Below are 16,355 nucleotides of genomic sequence, written 5' to 3'. Positions count from 1 at the left end.
TTAACGTTTTCCGCTGTGCCGCCAGAACGGCTCCTGCGAAATGGCCTCGTTACGGTAATGTTCGATTTCAATGCGCTGCCCGGTTTCGATGGCGTGGCGCAGCCCTTCCCAGTTTTCCAGCCAGGGGGCGCTCACCGCGCTGTCGTAGACCCCGGCCAGCAGGCGAATAGCGTCGGTTTCCCGCCCGAGACGCGGCAGCTGATCGCGGTATTTGTCGCCCAGCGGGCGCTCAAAGGCATTACGCAGTTCGGCGGCGTGGCGGGAGAGATGGGTATCGGCGTAACGTTTGAAAGAGTCGCTGATTTTCGCCCGGGCTTTCTCATCGAGGTGCGCCTGCCAGCGGCGCGACACCAGCCAGTCGGTGAGCGCCAGCTTGGTGATACCGCTCTCTGAACCGTAAGCCAGCGTGTCGGCAGGCAGAGCCTGGGTCAGCGACACCTCATAATGGGTCAGCAGATCACGTAAGTGAGTGCTCGCTTTTCGCGGCACAATGCCACCAAACAGCGCCAGCGCGTGACGCACCAGCGCCAGGGCTTTCACCACTTCGTCTTTTGCCTGCTTCACACCGCGCACCCACAGCTCCTCATGGTACTGCCAGTGCGCCAGCGCCATCTCCAGCGAAGCTTCCAGCGCCTGTTCAACGGTCGCCTTCGGTTTCAGTTTCAGGATGGCGAGCGGTTTGATCTGGCGCGGCGCATTGCCCTGCGCCAGGTGATACCCGCGCGCCGCCTTGCTCAGGCTGCCCTGACGGATACCCGGCTCGGCCACCAGCTGGCGCGCCAGCTTCAGCAGGTCGGCGGTATTGCCTGAAAGCAACTCCAGCTCCAGCTCGCACAGCGGCTCGCTCAGCTCACCGGATTTCACCTCCCCCTGATCCAGAGCAAGCTCAATCTCGCTCTCACCGTGAGTAACCATCCACTTTTCACGCAGAAAATCGGTGCTGAACAGCGGCTGTACCGCCTGCTGTAGCGCGCTAACTTCTACGCCCTGCGGCCAGATCTCTGCCGGGAAACGAGCCAGGTCCAGCGCGTTGTGCTCCAGCGGAATATTGTATTCCGGACGCTGATGCAGCCCGCCGACCACCCGACCGGCCGCTTTGATGGTCATTTCATAGCGATCGTTATCGCCGCGGATGCGCAGCCCCATGTCGTGGCGGCGCAGCAGATTGTCCGCTGTTTCATAGTAGGTATTGTGCAGCTGACGGGGCGCCTGATGCGCGCCGTTAAGCGAATCCAGCAGCGTGCGCAGCGCCGGAACGGCCTCATGCTGGACAATAAATTTCAGTTCAATTTCCTGGGCCATAGTCATTTACTTTTGTTCTGTCACACCGGGGAACATTCGTTGCGAACTAAATAGCCTGCGGTCTGTCAGTACTACAGGCAACTTTCGCAACGTGCGCCTGACCCTGCGTGAGGTTAGCGGGGAATGGGCTAACTATGCCCTCCCGCTACAGCCTTGACAATGGGCGATGGTCGCGGAAAGTACCTGATTTATTTGCGTCTCGTTCCCTGCCAGCCGTCGGGGTAACGGGATGCCACACGCAGCAAGTGGCCGGTCTCACGGGTAAAACCTCCTGGAAGATTCTTATTCAGGTTTCAGTTTTGCATCGTCAGACTGTTGCCACTACTATCGTTCCACGCTTAACGACGACACCGACATCTGATGCCAAAATTACGCCATATTTGCTTTACCTTACTTGTGCTTAGCGTTTCAACCGTTACCCACGCCGAAGAAAAACGTTACGTTTCCGATGAACTGAATACCTGGGTCCGCAGTGGTCCTGGCGATAACTATCGTCTGGTGGGCACGCTCAATGCCGGTGAAGAAGTGACGCTGCTGCAGAGCAACGAGGCAACAAAATATGGCCAGGTTCGCGACAGCGAGGGGCGCAGCGTGTGGATCCCGCTCGGCCAGCTGAGCAACCAGCCCAGCCTGCGCACCCGGGTGCCGGATCTGGAAAATCAGGTCAAAACCCTGACCGATAAACTCACCAATATCGACACCACCTGGAACCAGCGCACTGCGGATATGCAGCAGAAAGTGGCGCAGAGCGACAGCGTGATCAACGGCCTCAAGGAAGAGAATCAGAAGCTGAAAAACGAGCTGATTGTGGCGAAGAAGAAGGTCGATGCCGCCAATATTCAGCTGGATGACAAACAGCGCACCATCATCATGCAGTGGTTTATGTATGGCGGCGGCGTCGCGGGCGTTGGCCTGCTGCTGGGTCTGTTGCTGCCGCACATGATCCCAAGCCGCAAGCGTAAAGATCGCTGGATGAACTGATTTCGCGCGCTCCGTTGTTGGGCGCAATAAAAAAGGGCGGCCACCGCAGGGTGAGCCGCCCTTTTTTATCAGGCTGAAGGGAAAACTTCCCCCAGCCGCTCGCCATTACTGAACCAGCGTTGGTTCAGACGTCAAGCGAGCCAGCATCTGCAAACAGGCATCCGCGCAGGCGCGGCAGGCTCTGGCACACTGCTGGCAGTGCTCGTTGTCGTGCCGGGCGCAGATCTCCGCACAGGCTTTGCAGATATCCACGCAGACCCGACACACCGCTATCGAAAAATCGCTGCTGAGACTCAGAAACTGGGCCGACAGGCGGCATATCGCCGCACATTGAGTATCCATGCGGATGCACTCTTTCATCATCCCCTGATCGTCTTCCGCCAGACAGGACGCCGCGCAGTAGTCGCACGCCGCCGCGCACGCATAGCATGTATCAATACATGCCTGAACATCTCTGTGCATACCTCACCTCCGATTTACGTTAAGTGGATGTAATAAGTTTGCACATAAACAAGGTGTTAGCCAAACGGTACGCCGTTTTAGCGCCTGGACGGGCGCTGCACCCGCTGGCTGGCGGCTTCCCTTTTACATCGCCTTCTCCTCTACACTTACGTATTATCGTGGGCTTAATAACGACGGGAGAGTAGCAGGTGAAGATCTATCTGGTGGGTGGTGCAGTACGCGACGAGCTGTTGGGCATTCCGGTTAAAGACCGGGACTGGGTCGTCGTGGGCGCTACGCCGCAGGAGATGCTGGATGCCGGCTACCAGCAGGTCGGGCGCGACTTCCCGGTGTTTTTGCATCCGCAAAGCCACGAGGAGTACGCCCTCGCCCGCACCGAGCGTAAATCGGGCCAGGGCTATACCGGTTTTACCTGCTATGCCGCGCCGGACGTGACGCTGGAACAGGATCTGCTGCGCCGCGACCTGACCATCAACGCCATCGCCCGGGACACCGACGGCACGCTGGTGGACCCGTATCACGGCCAGGACGATCTGCGCCAGCGTCTGCTGCGCCATGTCTCCCCTGCGTTCAATGAAGATCCGCTGCGCGTGCTGCGCGTGGCGCGATTCGCCGCGCGCTATGCCCATCTCAGTTTCCGCGTTGCTGAGGAAACCCAGGCGCTGATGCGCAGCATGGTCGAGGCGGGCGAGCTGGAACACCTGACGCCGGAGCGCGTGTGGAAAGAGACCGAAGGCGCGCTCGGCACGCGTAATCCGCAGGTGTTTTTCCAGGTGCTGCGCGACTGCGGGGCGCTGAAGGTGCTGTTCCCGGAACTCGATGCGCTGTTCGGCGTACCGGCTCCGGCGAAGTGGCACCCGGAGATCGACACCGGCATCCACGTGCTGATGACGCTCTCAATGGCGGCAATGCTCAGCCCCGATATCGACGTACGTTTCGCTACCCTGTGCCACGATCTCGGCAAGGGGCTGACGCCGAAGCACCTCTGGCCGCGCCACCACGGCCACGGCCCGGCGGGCGTGCGGCTGGTTGAAAAGCTGTGCCAGCGTCTGCGCGTGCCGAACGACATTCGCGATCTGGCGAAGCTGGTGGCGGAGTATCACGACCTGATCCACACCTTCACGATCCTGCAGCCCAAAACCATCGTGAAGCTGTTCGACAGCATTGATGCCTGGCGTAAGCCGCAGCGCGTGGAGCAGATCGCCCTGACCAGCGAGGCGGACGTGCGCGGGCGCACCGGATTTGAAGCCAATGACTATCCGCAGGGGCGGATGCTGCGTGCAGCCTTTGAGGTGGCGAAGGCCGTACCGACCAAAGAGGTGGTCGCAGCCGGTTTTCAGGGGGCGGAGATCCGCGAGGAGCTGACCAGACGCCGGGTGCGCGCCGTGGCGATATGGAAAGAAACACACTGCCCCCAGCCGCAGGCCGAGGGCTGACCCCAGGCACCGGCGGCGGTTATCACTGCTGCCGGTGCGGGGCGTTACTCAGAAGAACACGACGTATACCGCGGCCGCCACCACAAAACGGTAGATGGCAAACGGGATAAACGAAATACGTTTGATGAGGTGCAGGAAGGTTTTAATCGCCACCAGCGCTACCAGGAACGCCGTCACAAAGCCTACCGCGAACATCGGGAAATCGGCCATGGTCAAGAAGTGCCAGCTCTTGTAGAGATCGAGCACCGTGGCACCCATCATCATCGGCACCGCCAGCAGGAAAGAGAACTCAGAGGCCGCATAGCGGCTTACGCCCATCAGCATGCCGCCGGAAATGGTTGCCCCGGAGCGGGAGAAGCCCGGCCACAGCGCCAGACACTGGAAGCAGCCAATCATAAACGCCTGACGATAGGTCATATCATCCAGCCCCGGCGCACGCGGCTCCTTCGGCTTCAGCACTTCCGCGGCGATCAGCAGGAAGCCGCCCACCACCAGCGCATACATGACGTTAATGGGGTTAAACAGGGATTTGATGGTGTCGTGGAACACCAGACCCAGCACCACGGCGGGGATCATGCCCAGCAGGATATGCAGCAGCGTCAGACGATTTTTGCCGGTGCCTTCATGCGGCGGATGACCAAAGTGGATGCCGATAAGCCCAAACAGGCGACGCCAGAACATCACCACCACGGCGAGGATCGAGCCGAGCTGGATCACCACTTCAAAGGTTTTTGCCGTTTCATCCTCGAACCCCAACAGGTGCCCGACAATAATCATGTGACCGGTGCTGGAGACCGGCAGGAACTCGGTCAGGCCTTCGACCACACCGAGTATCGCCGCGATCAGCAGCGAGTGCATATCACTCATCAAATGACCCTCTAAAAATATTCAAAGAGAATAAAAGCAGCGCGCTGACGCAGCGGCTGCAAAATGCCCACGCAGTATGACCCGTAACCCCGCGTTTGGTTTAATGAATATGAAAACTAAATGGTTTCTTTCGGATTATTGCTACGCTCAATGATTACGCCCACGTTGGCGGCGCGTGCCACCGCACCAGGTTTGCTCACTTTGATGCGCACCCAGGGCGAAGCAAAGCGGCTCAGCAGGATGTCGGCCACCTCTTCCGCCACGCGCTCCACCAGCGCGAACCGGTTGCCCTCCACGTGACCGACAATGGCCTCGCTGATGTCGGCATAGCTCAGACAGTCATTCACGTCGTCGCTTTTCGCCGCGCGGCGGTTGTCCCACGCCATTTCGATATCGAACACTAATTTCTGTTCGATGGTCTGTTCCCAGTCGTAAACGCCAATAGTGGTGATTACTGAAAGTTGCTCTATAAATACAATGTCCACGATCACCTGCCTGAAGGTTGGCTATGCCGGAAGCCCGGTACGCGCGCGTTGCCAGCGCCATGCTGAACGGCGGGGATACCACTTCCGACTAAATATGCGTATTATCCACAGATGCAGAGAATACAACGACATTTTCAAAACGGAACAGCGTTATGAGTGCAATCGCGCCTGGGATGATGATCCTCGCGTACCTTTGCGGCTCAATCTCCAGCGCCATTCTGGTCTGCCGCCTTGCGGGACTTCCCGATCCCCGCGTCAGCGGGTCCGGTAATCCCGGCGCGACCAACGTATTACGAATTGGCGGCAAGGGAGCAGCCGTAGCGGTACTGTTATTCGACGTGCTGAAAGGCATGCTGCCGGTGTGGGGCGCGTATGCGCTGGGCGTGACGCCGTTCTGGCTGGGGCTTATCGCCATCGCGGCCTGTCTTGGCCACATCTGGCCCGTCTTCTTCCGCTTTCGCGGCGGCAAAGGGGTTGCTACCGCGTTTGGCGCCATCGCCCCTATCGGCTTCGATCTCACCGGCGTAATGGCCGGTACCTGGCTGTTAACCGTCTTGCTGAGCGGCTACTCGTCGCTGGGGGCCATCGTCAGCGCACTTATCGCGCCGTTCTACGTCTGGTGGTTCAAGCCGCAGTTCACCTTCCCGGTCGCCATGCTCTCCTGCCTGATCCTGATGCGTCATCACGATAACATTCAGCGCCTGTGGCGCGGTCAGGAGAGTAAGATCTGGAAAAAGCTGAAGCGTAAGAAAGCAGAAGGGAAAGGCGACGCGCCGTAAGCGCAAAGAGAGGATGCAGCCGCCAGGGCTGCATCACAACAGACTCAGGCGGCAGGCAGCTCCGCCAGCGGCCAGCGCGGACGCACCGACACACTCAGATCTGCCACACAGCCCGCTTTGAAGCGCACCATGCCCGCATACGCAATCATCGCACCGTTATCGGTACAGAACTCCGGACGCGCGTAGAACACCTCCCCGCGACGTTTCTCCATCATCTGCCCCAGCTTCGCGCGCAGGGTGCGGTTAGCGCTTACGCCGCCGGCCATTACCAGACGCGAAAAGCCGGTCTGATCCAGCGCGCGCTTGCATTTGATCATCAGCGTATCCACCACCGCATCTTCAAACGCACGGGCGATATCGGCCCGGGTCTGATCGTCGGTACCGTTATCACGAATGGTGTTCGCTGCGAAGGTTTTCAGCCCGGAGAAGCTGAGATCCAGCCCCGGACGGTCGGTCATCGGACGCGGGAAGGTAAAGCGCCCTTCCACGCCCTGCGCCGCCATTTTCGACAGCAGCGGGCCGCCGGGATAGTCCAGCCCCAGCAGCTTCGCGGTTTTATCGAAGGCTTCACCCGCCGCATCGTCAATAGATTCGCCCAGCAGCGCGTACTGGCCGATGCCGGTCACGCTGATAAGCTGGGTGTGACCGCCGGAAACCAGCAGCGCAACGAAGGGAAATTCCGGCGGATTGTCTTCCAGCATCGGTGCCAGCAGATGGCCTTCCATGTGATGCACTGCGATGGCCGGCACGTCCCAGGCGAACGCCAGCGAGCGGCCAATGGTCGCCCCCACCAGCAGCGCGCCAACCAGACCCGGCCCGGCGGTGTAAGCCACCGCGTCAATTTCGCTGGCCGCCACGTTCGCCTCTTTCATCGCCGCCTGGATCAGCGGAATGGTTTTGCGCACGTGATCGCGCGAGGCGAGTTCAGGCACCACGCCGCCGTAGTCAGCGTGCAGTTTCACCTGACTATACAGTTGGTTGGCAAGCAAACCTTTCTCATCGTCATAAATGGCGATGCCGGTTTCATCGCAGGATGTTTCGATTCCCAGTACACGCATGGCTGATTTTTACCTCTGTTAACTGCCGCGCAGTGTATGCCGCAGCGCGGAAGTTGTAAAACTTTGCGCACCCAAACGCGAGTGTCGTGTATACTCTTCGCCCCTGGAACGGCGCCATGACTGACGCAGGTTTTAGTAACCCCGGCGAATAGTCGGCTGCAGCACGGCAGCAGTGTAAAAGATGACGTGGAACGCCTGGCGGTGCTTTACAAAGCAGCAGCAGTTGCAGTAAAATTCCGCACCATTTTGAAATAAGCTGGCGTTGATGCCAGCAGCAAACCGATTTAATCAAAGGTGAGAGGCACATGCCGGTAATTAAAGTACGTGAAAACGAGCCGTTCGACGTAGCACTGCGTCGCTTCAAGCGTTCCTGCGAGAAAGCAGGTGTTCTGGCGGAAGTTCGTCGTCGTGAGTTCTATGAAAAACCGACTACCGAACGTAAACGCGCTAAAGCTTCTGCTGTGAAACGTCACGCGAAGAAACTGGCTCGCGAAAACGCACGCCGCACTCGTCTGTACTAATTGATTGAGGGCTTGCGCCCTTAATTCAGACCGAGTTGTTGTTATAAAAGGCCGTGCTTCCGAAAGGAATGCGCGGCTTGTTTTCGTTTATATCTTTCATAATTCAAGTTGCAGATTGTGGGTCCACCCACGGCCGTCCTGCCACTCGACTTATGCCTGATAGACAAGCTACTAACGGGGCTTATGGCTGGACGTATCCCACGCGTATTCATTAATGACCTGCTGGCTCGTACCGATATCGTCGACCTGATCGACGCACGGGTAAAGCTCAAGAAGCAGGGCAAGAATTTTCACGCGTGTTGTCCTTTCCATAATGAAAAAACCCCCTCCTTCACCGTTAACGGTGAGAAACAGTTTTACCACTGCTTTGGCTGCGGCGCGCACGGAAACGCCCTGAGTTTTCTCATGGAGTACGACAAGCTCGACTTCGTGGAAAGCGTGGAAGAGCTGGCGGCAATGCACAACCTTGAAGTGCCGTATGAAGCCGGCAGTGGCCCAAGCCAGATTGAACGCCACCAGCGCCAGAACCTGTATCAGCTGCTCGACGGGCTGAACGCGTTTTATCAGCAGTCGCTGACGCAGCCGGTGGCAGAGCCTGCCCGACAGTATCTCGACAAGCGCGGCCTGAGTCGCGAGGTCATAGAACGCTTCGCCATCGGCTACGCGCCGCCGGGCTGGGACAACGTATTAAAACGCTTCGGCGGCAATCAGGAAAACCGTGAATCGCTGATAGCCGCCGGCATGCTGGTCACCAATGATAATGGCCGCAGCTATGACCGTTTTCGCGAACGCGTCATGTTCCCTATCCGCGACAAGCGGGGCCGGGTTATCGGCTTTGGCGGACGCGTGCTGGGCGACGGGCAGCCGAAGTATCTGAACTCCCCGGAAACCGACATTTTCCATAAGGGCCGCCAGCTGTACGGCCTGTATGAAGCGCAGCTGAATCAGGCGGAACCGCCGCGGCTGCTGGTGGTGGAAGGCTATATGGATGTCGTGGCGCTGGCGCAGTACGACATTAACTATGCGGTCGCCTCGCTGGGCACCTCGACCACGGCGGATCATATCCAGCTGCTGTTCCGGGTCACCAACACCGTGGTGTGCTGCTATGACGGCGACCGGGCCGGACGCGAAGCCGCATGGCGCGCGCTGGAAACCGCGCTGCCGTATATGACCGACGGCCGCCAGCTGCGCTTTATGTTCCTGCCGGACGGGGAAGATCCCGATACGCTGGTGCGTAAAGAGGGCAAAGCAGCATTTGAAGCGCGGATGGAGCAGGCGCAGCCGCTCTCCACGTTTCTGTTTAACAGCCTGCTGCCGCAGGTGGATCTGAGCACCCCGGACGGGCGCGCGCAGCTCAGCACGCTGGCGCTGCCGCTGCTGAATCAGGTGCCCGGCGAGACGCTGCGCATTTACCTGCGTCAGGAACTGGGCAACAAGCTGGGCATTCTGGATGACGGCCAGCTTGAGCGCTTAATGCCGAAAAAGGCAGATAGTTCTGCTTCACGTCCCGCTCCGGCGCTAAAACGCACAACCATGCGTATACTGATCGGATTGCTGCTGCAAAATCCAGAGCTGGCGCCGCTGGTGCCAGACCTCTCCGGGCTGAATGCAGAGAAATTGCCCGGGCTTGGCTTATTCCGGGAATTGGTCAACACTTGTTTGTCACAGCCTGGTCTTACCACCGGGCAGCTGTTAGAGCAGTATCGCGGAACAAATGAAGCCGCGACCCTTGAAAAACTCTCGATGTGGGACGATATAGCAGATAAGGACATCGCAGAGAAAACGTTCACCGACGCGCTGGAACATCTGTTCGATTCCGCGCTGGATCTGAGACTGAGTGAACTGATTGCCCGCTCGCGTACCGAAGGGCTGAGCGCTGCAGAGCGCGAAGAGGTCCGCATCATTACGCTGGCGCGAGCAAAGAAATGACATCTACATAGCAGGTTATGAACCTGACACTGAATTCCGCGGCTTAATTGCCGATTATTGATCGGGTGAACCCGACAGCCGCACCGCCGGGCAGCGGCATTAAATTAAATGCGCCCGCACTACCAGACGTGTTCGTATCGCAGCAGGAAGCATGTGATTCATCCGCCAGGTCCTGAATAAACAGCGACGGGGATGCACAGTGCTGCTTTTGCATTGGTTGATACGAACGACGAACGGTAAACGTTATGGTTGGCGGCGACGCCTGCTAACACAACCCTTATGAATTAAGTGTGGATACCGTCTTATGGAGCAAAACCCGCAGTCACAGCTCAAGCTTCTCGTCACTCGTGGTAAGGAGCAAGGCTATCTGACCTATGCTGAGGTCAATGACCATCTGCCGGAAGATATCGTCGACTCCGATCAGATCGAAGACATCATCCAAATGATCAATGATATGGGCATTCAGGTGATGGAAGAAGCACCTGATGCCGACGATCTGTTGCTTGCTGAAAATTCGAACAACACCGATGAAGATGCGGAAGAAGCGGCTGCCCAGGTGCTCTCCAGCGTGGAATCTGAAATCGGACGCACCACCGATCCGGTGCGTATGTACATGCGTGAAATGGGTACGGTAGAACTGCTGACCCGCGAAGGCGAAATTGACATCGCCAAACGCATCGAAGATGGCATCAACCAGGTACAGTGCTCCGTTGCCGAGTATCCGGAAGCGATCACCTACCTGCTGGAACAGTACGATCGTGTAGAAGCAGGCGACGCACGCCTGACCGATCTCATCACCGGTTTCGTTGATCCGAACGCCGAAGAAGATCTCGCTCCCACCGCCACGCACGTCGGCTCTGAGCTTTCCAGCGAAGAGATGGACGATGATGAAGACGAAGATGAAGACGACGACGCGGACGACAGCGACGACGACAACAGCATCGATCCGGAACTGGCGCGTGAGAAGTTCGGCGAACTGCGTACTCAGTACGAAGTAACGCGCGACACCATCAAGGCGAAAGGCCGCAGCCATGCGAAGGCGCAGGAAGAGATCCTGAAGCTGTCTGAAGTGTTCAAGCAGTTCCGCCTGGTGCCGAAGCAGTTCGACTACCTGGTGAACAGCATGCGCGTCATGATGGATCGCGTGCGCACTCAGGAACGCCTGATCATGAAGCTGTGCGTTGAACAGTGCAAAATGCCGAAGAAAAACTTCATCACGCTGTTCACCGGCAACGAAACCAGCGAAACCTGGTTCAACGCCGCTATCGCGATGAACAAGCCGTGGTCTGAGAAACTGAATGACGTTTCCGAAGACGTGCATCGCGGCCTGCAGAAGCTGCAGCAGATTGAAGAAGAGACCGGCCTGACCATCGAGCAGGTAAAAGACATCAACCGTCGCATGTCCATCGGTGAAGCGAAAGCCCGCCGTGCGAAGAAAGAGATGGTTGAAGCGAACCTGCGTCTGGTTATCTCTATCGCCAAGAAATACACCAACCGTGGTCTGCAGTTCCTCGATCTGATTCAGGAAGGCAACATCGGCCTGATGAAAGCGGTGGACAAGTTCGAATACCGTCGCGGCTACAAGTTCTCAACCTACGCAACCTGGTGGATCCGTCAGGCGATCACCCGCTCTATCGCGGATCAGGCGCGCACCATCCGTATTCCGGTGCATATGATTGAGACCATCAACAAACTCAACCGTATTTCTCGCCAGATGCTGCAGGAGATGGGCCGCGAGCCGACGCCGGAAGAGCTGGCCGAGCGCATGCTGATGCCGGAAGACAAAATCCGTAAGGTGCTGAAAATCGCCAAAGAGCCGATCTCCATGGAAACACCGATTGGTGATGATGAAGATTCGCATCTGGGGGATTTCATCGAGGATACTACCCTCGAGCTGCCGCTGGACTCTGCGACCACCGAGAGCCTGCGTGCCGCCACCCACGATGTGCTGGCTGGCCTGACGGCCCGTGAAGCCAAAGTCCTGCGTATGCGTTTCGGTATCGACATGAACACCGACCACACGCTGGAAGAAGTGGGCAAACAGTTCGACGTTACCCGCGAGCGTATCCGTCAGATCGAAGCGAAGGCGCTGCGTAAACTGCGTCACCCGAGCCGCTCTGAAGTACTGCGTAGCTTCCTGGACGATTAATCTTTCCTGCTGAAACGCAAAAAGCCCCGACTTGCTCGGGGCTTTTTATTTTCCACTACCCTGCCATTACAGCTCCGCTGGCTGCCACTTTGGATTTTCCGGCAGCGGAATTAATCCCGAACTGACGCCGTTAATCCCCAACACCTGAATATCCTGCCCATTGCGATAAAACTGATACTGCAGCGTTTTGATAAAGCTCGGCATATCTTCTGAGTGATCGGCTGATTCGCAGGCATCCACATAGACCGCCCCGGTATAGTTATCAGGGAATATGGAATAGATATTGTGGTAGCAATCCCGGCCATCCAGATAAAACGCCGCGCGTTGATCGCCAATTACCGGCTCGCCTTCATCACCCTGAAACGCGCCGTGGGCGATAATAAACAGATTTTCATCTTCGCGCAGTCGCGGTAATTCGTTGTGGAATACCTTAAACTTGCGCTCAAATACCAGCGGATGATGACGAATAGAGTGGCGGGCAATCTCTTCAAGCTGGCTATCATCGGTGCAGACAATAACGATCATAATCATTCTCCAGTGAATATTATTCAGGGCCAGGCCGCGCGTTAGCGCACGCTCCAGGTGTTGTCGAGATTCAGGCTCACATCCACGTTATAGATATTGGGATTGAAGGTGATCTTCTGCGCATTAGTGATCGCTTCCACGTCCAGCACCTCACCCACTTCATAATCGCCGAAGGTCACCCAGTACACCGGATGCGGCGTGAAGCTGAATGCCAGGTTCGGTTGAGCAGGACGCGCAAAGGTGCCGGCCCCGGACATGGCGATGCCGACCGATGCCACATCAAACGGCACGGTGTTGCTGTTGTGCACATACAGCGTGCCGGCTTTGACGCCGCTGCGCTGGTTGGCAAAGGTCAGCGCGTCGCGGTCGGACGTAAAATCAATGTGGTTTGCGGTTGTCAAATCCGCCGGCCAGGTCTGGGACGCATCAAACACCACGCCCGGCACCAGCGGCCCGGTCTCATCCCAGATAAAGTCGTAGTCGATGGTCCAGCTGAATTTCACGCTTGTGGTCGGGTGCGCAGGTTCGGCAAACCAGGCCAGCGACATCAGCTGCGGATCGTTAACGTCCGGCGCGGTCTGGTAAACGCAGATCTTGCCGTAATTACGGGTATTGTTATGGAAATTAAGCGTGTATTTCTGCGACATAATTATTTCCTTAAAAGAGTGAGTGGGTAATAAAAATAATATGACCTGCGTTTAAACGGCTTCACCTCCTTTTATTTTCCCGGATGACGAGCGGATCATACGGATATTCCGCATACTTACCCCAAAGGTGCGGGTTAATTCCTGGGATGGCACATTTTCCCGCATTGCCATTTGCATAGCGGCCCGGCGGATAGCAATAAACACGCCCCATGCAGATGGCAACTCAATATGCCCAGAGGTATCTGCGCGCTTTGCTAATTTCTGATAATCGAACTCAGTAATATTGACGCCGTACAGCTTCCCAAAGCGGGAAGCGTCTTTGGGCATATAAATTTTTCGCCCGCCGTGGCGATACATCAGGTGAAACAGCGTTGCGAACCCGCACACGCCGGCGATCTCAGATGCCGCCCAGGGCATTGACGCCAGAACATAGCGCTGGTGTAATTCACAAAATCGCACCAGCTCGGTTTCATTGTCAGAACGCATTGCGGGTAAGCCGGAGAATAACAACGGATAATCCATGTCAGGATCATCATTTCTCATTGTATTATTCATACTGTCCTCCATCGGTGATTTCTGCGACTGAATAAGTGCAACGTCATTCCGTGGAATCAGTATTAACCTGCGCGTATAAATTAGACACGGCGGAAGGGTTCCCCCGAAAAAGGGGATTAACAGAAGGGTGTATAATATATTTTAAAATAACGAGAGGCCGGAAGCCGAGCCTCTCGTTGCGGGTGGGATAAGGGTGATTACATGCCGCGAACCATTAATGCCTCATCCAGCTCGCGATAGGCCTCTACCAGCTTCTCAAACGGCGCACGGTTTAAGCCGCTGGGATTTGGCAGTACCCAGACCTGGGTCGCGCCGATAGAAATCTGCTGCTTGCCCCAGTTAGCCCCGCGCTGGCTGAACGCCTGTTCGAAGGCCTGCTTGCCGAGGATCGCCAGCGCCGTCGGCTGGTAATCTTCGATTTTTTTCACCAGATCGCGTCCACCCTGACGCAGCTCGTGCAGTTTAACTTCCGTTGCCTGCACCGTCGGGCGCTCTACCAGCATGGTGATACCGCAGCGGGTATCCAGCAGCTCGCGCTCTTCCTCCGGCTTCAGCTGTCGCTCAGTGAAGCCCGCCTGGTGAATGACTTTCCAGAAGCGATTGCCCGGATGGGCGAAATGGTAACCGGTATGGGCCGAGGATTTTCCGGGATTGATGCCGCAGAACACCACGCGCAGCCCCGGTTCGAGAATATCTTGTATCATTAGCAACCTTTCATAACTGACGGATTCCTAAAGTATAAAACCTTGTTGGCAGGTTGCTTAGAAAAACAGCACCCGACGCGTAATGGCTGGATTGAGACCAGCAGTTACTTTATAATCCCCCGCCACGGCCCCTTAGCTCAGTGGTTAGAGCAGGCGACTCATAATCGCTTGGTCGCTGGTTCAAACCCAGCAGGGGCCACCAAATTTTAGCTTTATAATCATATGATTAAGCCACTTTACCAAAAGTGGCTTTTTTGTTTTGATCACGGTCTGTGCCGCACGTATTCTCTTTCACGCCGGTTCAGCCAATAGATCGGCGACATTCCTTTCCAAAGAAAAAAGGATTCCGGACGCGGCTCAACTCAAGGTAACGCAATAAAAAAGCTACGTGAAAACGTAACCCCTTCTAACCTTCAGACTACTGCGTTTACGCTGTAAATCGTTCATTCCATGCATCGGTGAACTGGATGTTTCCATCTACAATACGCCAGGTAATTTTTTCATATTGCAGACTGATGCTTTCAACATGGTTCATTTTATCGTTACCCGCTAACTTCAGCAGTTAACATCGGTAATTTTACTATTAGCGCTGTCTACCGGCAGGTTAATTCCGTGACTCAATCCGATGATTTCTATACTTCCTCCACGATCCTGCACATCTACAGAACCTTTAATGCCTGCACCACCGTCATCTTTAAGCCACATATATGGGGGGATAGGCATTTCAGTTGCTTCTTATTTTTTTAACAAGTTTAATCACTGTTATATAAATAACTGCTGCCATAATGAGCACAGAGGAAAAATCAATGTAAAAGTAAGCATCGTAAATTGATTCTGCGTTTACATCACCACTCATAAACTGGGCGAGATTTCTTGCAAGATCGTGGTTTATATAAACCTCAGCGGGGCCAAGTGTCCGGGCGATAGCAAACGTGATAAAAATAAAAAATGCCACTTTGGCAACCCTACGGGCAAATGTTTTTATAGTCACTGGCTACTACCTCAACCCAACCGCGAGCCATGAGGGACAGCATACAAGGAACCTGCACAGGCGTTGTATTCATCAACGCATTTCTGATTAGTGCATAATCTGAGTTATGAGCAATTGTTATACAACCTCCAGAACCACGTTCCACAATCCAGTATTTACCCGGCGGCAAAGGCCCATCACCTTTCATAGCCCCACATGCCCCTTTGTTCCGGTAAATTCCATTACCAGAAAACGCCATAAATACCCCTTATCCTTATAATGTTTCAGGTTAATGGTACTGCTTTTCTGTTCTGTGCCCCAAAGTAAAATGTGATTTGTTGTGATATAAAACATCAACACATCCTTAAAATTTCTGCGCATTTAGGTTGTAACGATTTAGTTTATGATAATTTTTGTTTCCCGCTCCGCCCGCAGTACCCCTGCCATCAAGCTATTATCAGTCCAGTATCATGTATCACTCCCCCCTCAGCTATCTAATTTAATTATTAAAGCACGCCAGACATTCTTTATTTTTATGGTGGTTAATAACTCCACGCCATTTATTACATACTTACACTATCCACAGGCGTAACGTTTTTCCTGTCAAGTTAACAAGGAAGCGTTAAAAATGCCGTGGAATAAAAAAGCCGCAGTAAATTATGCACAGCTACACGCCCAGGGGAAAAGTACCCATTATTGCGCCAGATTCGTCTGCAACGCTGTCAACGCTGGTGGTATTCACCTGACCTGCGCAAATGCGAAAGACCTTGGGCGGCATCTCGCTGACGCCGGGTTCTATGAAACCCATGACCTGCTTCAGGCCGGTGATATTGCGGTTATTCAGGGTACGCAGCATCACCAATATGGTCACGTCTGTATATTTGATGGCCATCAGTGGATCAGCGATTTTCGTCAAAAGACGATGTACCCGGGCGTCGAATACCGCGCCTTAAAGCCTTCGTTTATTATTTATCGGCATGATTAA

Annotated in this window: 17 protein-coding genes, 1 tRNA gene and 2 pseudogenes; 8 read left to right on the top strand and 12 right to left on the bottom strand. The window is 55.6% G+C overall.

Annotated elements, in window-relative coordinates; genetic code table 11:
• On the bottom strand, positions 1-1,302 hold the full coding sequence (locus tag KFZ77_RS02925) for a CYTH domain-containing protein (protein ID WP_264385391.1): 1,302 nt from the start codon (positions 1,300-1,302) through the stop codon (positions 1-3).
• 360 nt (positions 1,303-1,662) lie between these two features.
• Between KFZ77_RS02925 and KFZ77_RS02920 the strand changes: the two genes are divergently transcribed.
• Positions 1,663-2,283: a TIGR04211 family SH3 domain-containing protein gene (locus KFZ77_RS02920; protein ID WP_264385390.1), complete on the top strand. Its 621-nt coding sequence runs from the start codon at positions 1,663-1,665 to the stop codon at positions 2,281-2,283.
• 105 nt (positions 2,284-2,388) lie between these two features.
• Here the strand turns inward: KFZ77_RS02920 and KFZ77_RS02915 are convergent, their stop codons facing one another.
• On the bottom strand, positions 2,389-2,745 hold the full coding sequence (locus tag KFZ77_RS02915; RefSeq protein WP_264385389.1) for a four-helix bundle copper-binding protein: 357 nt from the start codon (positions 2,743-2,745) through the stop codon (positions 2,389-2,391).
• Between the two features lie 188 nt (positions 2,746-2,933).
• Between KFZ77_RS02915 and KFZ77_RS02910 the strand changes: the two genes are divergently transcribed.
• Entirely contained in the window at positions 2,934-4,181 is a 1,248-nt protein-coding gene (locus KFZ77_RS02910; RefSeq protein WP_264385388.1) for a multifunctional CCA addition/repair protein, read from the top strand.
• Positions 4,182-4,229: 48 nt separating this feature from the next.
• On the opposite strand, the gene bacA is transcribed toward KFZ77_RS02910, so the two are convergent.
• Positions 4,230-5,048, bottom strand: a complete 819-nt coding sequence (bacA, locus tag KFZ77_RS02905) for an undecaprenyl-diphosphate phosphatase (RefSeq protein ID WP_031518762.1) — start codon at positions 5,046-5,048, stop codon at positions 4,230-4,232.
• A gap of 116 nt (positions 5,049-5,164) precedes the next feature.
• Positions 5,165-5,533, bottom strand: a complete 369-nt coding sequence (folB, locus tag KFZ77_RS02900; RefSeq protein ID WP_035890731.1) for a bifunctional dihydroneopterin aldolase/7,8-dihydroneopterin epimerase — start codon at positions 5,531-5,533, stop codon at positions 5,165-5,167.
• A 152-nt stretch (positions 5,534-5,685) separates the two neighbouring features.
• On the opposite strand from folB, the gene plsY reads away from it, so the two are divergent.
• Positions 5,686-6,312, top strand: coding sequence for a glycerol-3-phosphate 1-O-acyltransferase PlsY (gene plsY / locus KFZ77_RS02895; RefSeq protein ID WP_031518765.1), 627 nt, complete (start codon positions 5,686-5,688; stop codon positions 6,310-6,312).
• Positions 6,313-6,356: 44 nt separating this feature from the next.
• Here plsY and tsaD read toward each other — a convergent pair whose 3' ends face one another.
• Positions 6,357-7,370, bottom strand: coding sequence for a tRNA (adenosine(37)-N6)-threonylcarbamoyltransferase complex transferase subunit TsaD (gene tsaD / locus KFZ77_RS02890; RefSeq protein ID WP_264385387.1), 1,014 nt, complete (start codon positions 7,368-7,370; stop codon positions 6,357-6,359).
• A 305-nt stretch (positions 7,371-7,675) separates the two neighbouring features.
• Here tsaD and rpsU point away from each other — a divergent pair, with 305 nt between their 5' ends.
• The 3 genes from rpsU to rpoD all read left to right on the top strand — a co-directional run bounded on the left by rpsU (position 7,676) and on the right by rpoD (position 11,969).
• The gene (gene rpsU, locus KFZ77_RS02885; RefSeq protein WP_001144069.1) at positions 7,676-7,891 is read left to right on the top strand and encodes a 30S ribosomal protein S21; all 216 of its coding nucleotides are present in this window, start codon (positions 7,676-7,678) and stop codon (positions 7,889-7,891) included.
• 183 nt (positions 7,892-8,074) lie between these two features.
• Complete coding sequence (dnaG, locus tag KFZ77_RS02880) at positions 8,075-9,820, top strand: DNA primase (protein ID WP_264385386.1); 1,746 nt, start codon at positions 8,075-8,077, stop codon at positions 9,818-9,820.
• A gap of 304 nt (positions 9,821-10,124) precedes the next feature.
• Complete coding sequence (gene rpoD / locus KFZ77_RS02875; RefSeq protein ID WP_031518771.1) at positions 10,125-11,969, top strand: RNA polymerase sigma factor RpoD; 1,845 nt, start codon at positions 10,125-10,127, stop codon at positions 11,967-11,969.
• A gap of 66 nt (positions 11,970-12,035) precedes the next feature.
• Here rpoD and KFZ77_RS02870 read toward each other — a convergent pair whose 3' ends face one another.
• The 4 genes from KFZ77_RS02870 to mug form a co-directional block, all read right to left on the bottom strand.
• Positions 12,036-12,494 carry a hypothetical protein gene (locus KFZ77_RS02870; protein ID WP_031518773.1) on the bottom strand — a complete coding sequence of 153 codons (459 nt, stop codon included), beginning with the start codon at positions 12,492-12,494 and terminating at the stop codon, positions 12,036-12,038.
• 41 nt (positions 12,495-12,535) lie between these two features.
• On the bottom strand, positions 12,536-13,141 hold the full coding sequence (locus KFZ77_RS02865; RefSeq protein ID WP_264385385.1) for a protein rhiA: 606 nt from the start codon (positions 13,139-13,141) through the stop codon (positions 12,536-12,538).
• Positions 13,142-13,192: 51 nt separating this feature from the next.
• Positions 13,193-13,696: a hypothetical protein gene (locus tag KFZ77_RS02860; RefSeq protein WP_264385384.1), complete on the bottom strand. Its 504-nt coding sequence runs from the start codon at positions 13,694-13,696 to the stop codon at positions 13,193-13,195.
• A 197-nt stretch (positions 13,697-13,893) separates the two neighbouring features.
• Positions 13,894-14,400: a G/U mismatch-specific DNA glycosylase gene (gene mug, locus KFZ77_RS02855; protein ID WP_264385383.1), complete on the bottom strand. Its 507-nt coding sequence runs from the start codon at positions 14,398-14,400 to the stop codon at positions 13,894-13,896.
• A 126-nt stretch (positions 14,401-14,526) separates the two neighbouring features.
• Here mug and KFZ77_RS02850 point away from each other — a divergent pair.
• A tRNA-Ile gene (locus tag KFZ77_RS02850) sits at positions 14,527-14,602 on the top strand.
• A gap of 225 nt (positions 14,603-14,827) precedes the next feature.
• On the opposite strand, the pseudogene KFZ77_RS02845 reads toward KFZ77_RS02850, so the two are convergent.
• The 3 genes and pseudogenes from KFZ77_RS02845 to KFZ77_RS02835 form a co-directional block, all read right to left on the bottom strand.
• Positions 14,828-15,123 (bottom strand): annotated as a pseudogene (locus KFZ77_RS02845) (hypothetical protein).
• 1 nt (position 15,124) lies between these two features.
• Positions 15,125-15,391 carry a hypothetical protein gene (locus tag KFZ77_RS02840; RefSeq protein WP_264385382.1) on the bottom strand — a complete coding sequence of 89 codons (267 nt, stop codon included), beginning with the start codon at positions 15,389-15,391 and terminating at the stop codon, positions 15,125-15,127.
• Positions 15,366-15,638 (bottom strand): annotated as a pseudogene (locus KFZ77_RS02835) (tlde1 domain-containing protein); the annotation flags it as partial. The pseudogene KFZ77_RS02835 and the gene KFZ77_RS02840, both read right to left, overlap by 26 nt.
• 360 nt (positions 15,639-15,998) lie before the next feature.
• On the opposite strand from KFZ77_RS02835, the gene KFZ77_RS02830 reads away from it, so the two are divergent.
• Positions 15,999-16,355 (top strand): CHAP domain-containing protein, encoded by a 357-nt coding sequence (locus KFZ77_RS02830; RefSeq protein ID WP_072001933.1) that lies wholly within the window; start codon positions 15,999-16,001, stop codon positions 16,353-16,355.

It is taken from the genome of Siccibacter colletis (assembly GCF_025914095.1).
Lineage (GTDB): Bacteria > Pseudomonadota > Gammaproteobacteria > Enterobacterales > Enterobacteriaceae > Siccibacter > Siccibacter colletis.
This window is presented reverse-complemented; position numbering and strand designations above follow the sequence as displayed.

Coding starts and splice junctions, on each gene's coding strand:
- KFZ77_RS02925 (WP_264385391.1), bottom strand. CDS start 1,302: ATGGCCCAGGAAATTGAACTGAAATTTATTGTCCAGCATGAGGCCGTT.
- KFZ77_RS02920 (WP_264385390.1), top strand. CDS start 1,663: ATGCCAAAATTACGCCATATTTGCTTTACCTTACTTGTGCTTAGCGTT.
- KFZ77_RS02915 (WP_264385389.1), bottom strand. CDS start 2,745: ATGCACAGAGATGTTCAGGCATGTATTGATACATGCTATGCGTGCGCG.
- bacA (WP_031518762.1), bottom strand. CDS start 5,048: ATGAGTGATATGCACTCGCTGCTGATCGCGGCGATACTCGGTGTGGTC.
- plsY (WP_031518765.1), top strand. CDS start 5,686: ATGAGTGCAATCGCGCCTGGGATGATGATCCTCGCGTACCTTTGCGGC.
- tsaD (WP_264385387.1), bottom strand. CDS start 7,370: ATGCGTGTACTGGGAATCGAAACATCCTGCGATGAAACCGGCATCGCC.
- rpsU (WP_001144069.1), top strand. CDS start 7,676: ATGCCGGTAATTAAAGTACGTGAAAACGAGCCGTTCGACGTAGCACTG.
- dnaG (WP_264385386.1), top strand. CDS start 8,075: ATGGCTGGACGTATCCCACGCGTATTCATTAATGACCTGCTGGCTCGT.
- rpoD (WP_031518771.1), top strand. CDS start 10,125: ATGGAGCAAAACCCGCAGTCACAGCTCAAGCTTCTCGTCACTCGTGGT.
- KFZ77_RS02870 (WP_031518773.1), bottom strand. CDS start 12,494: ATGATCGTTATTGTCTGCACCGATGATAGCCAGCTTGAAGAGATTGCC.
- KFZ77_RS02865 (WP_264385385.1), bottom strand. CDS start 13,141: ATGTCGCAGAAATACACGCTTAATTTCCATAACAATACCCGTAATTAC.
- KFZ77_RS02860 (WP_264385384.1), bottom strand. CDS start 13,696: ATGAATAATACAATGAGAAATGATGATCCTGACATGGATTATCCGTTG.
- mug (WP_264385383.1), bottom strand. CDS start 14,400: ATGATACAAGATATTCTCGAACCGGGGCTGCGCGTGGTGTTCTGCGGC.
- KFZ77_RS02830 (WP_072001933.1), top strand. CDS start 15,999: ATGCCGTGGAATAAAAAAGCCGCAGTAAATTATGCACAGCTACACGCC.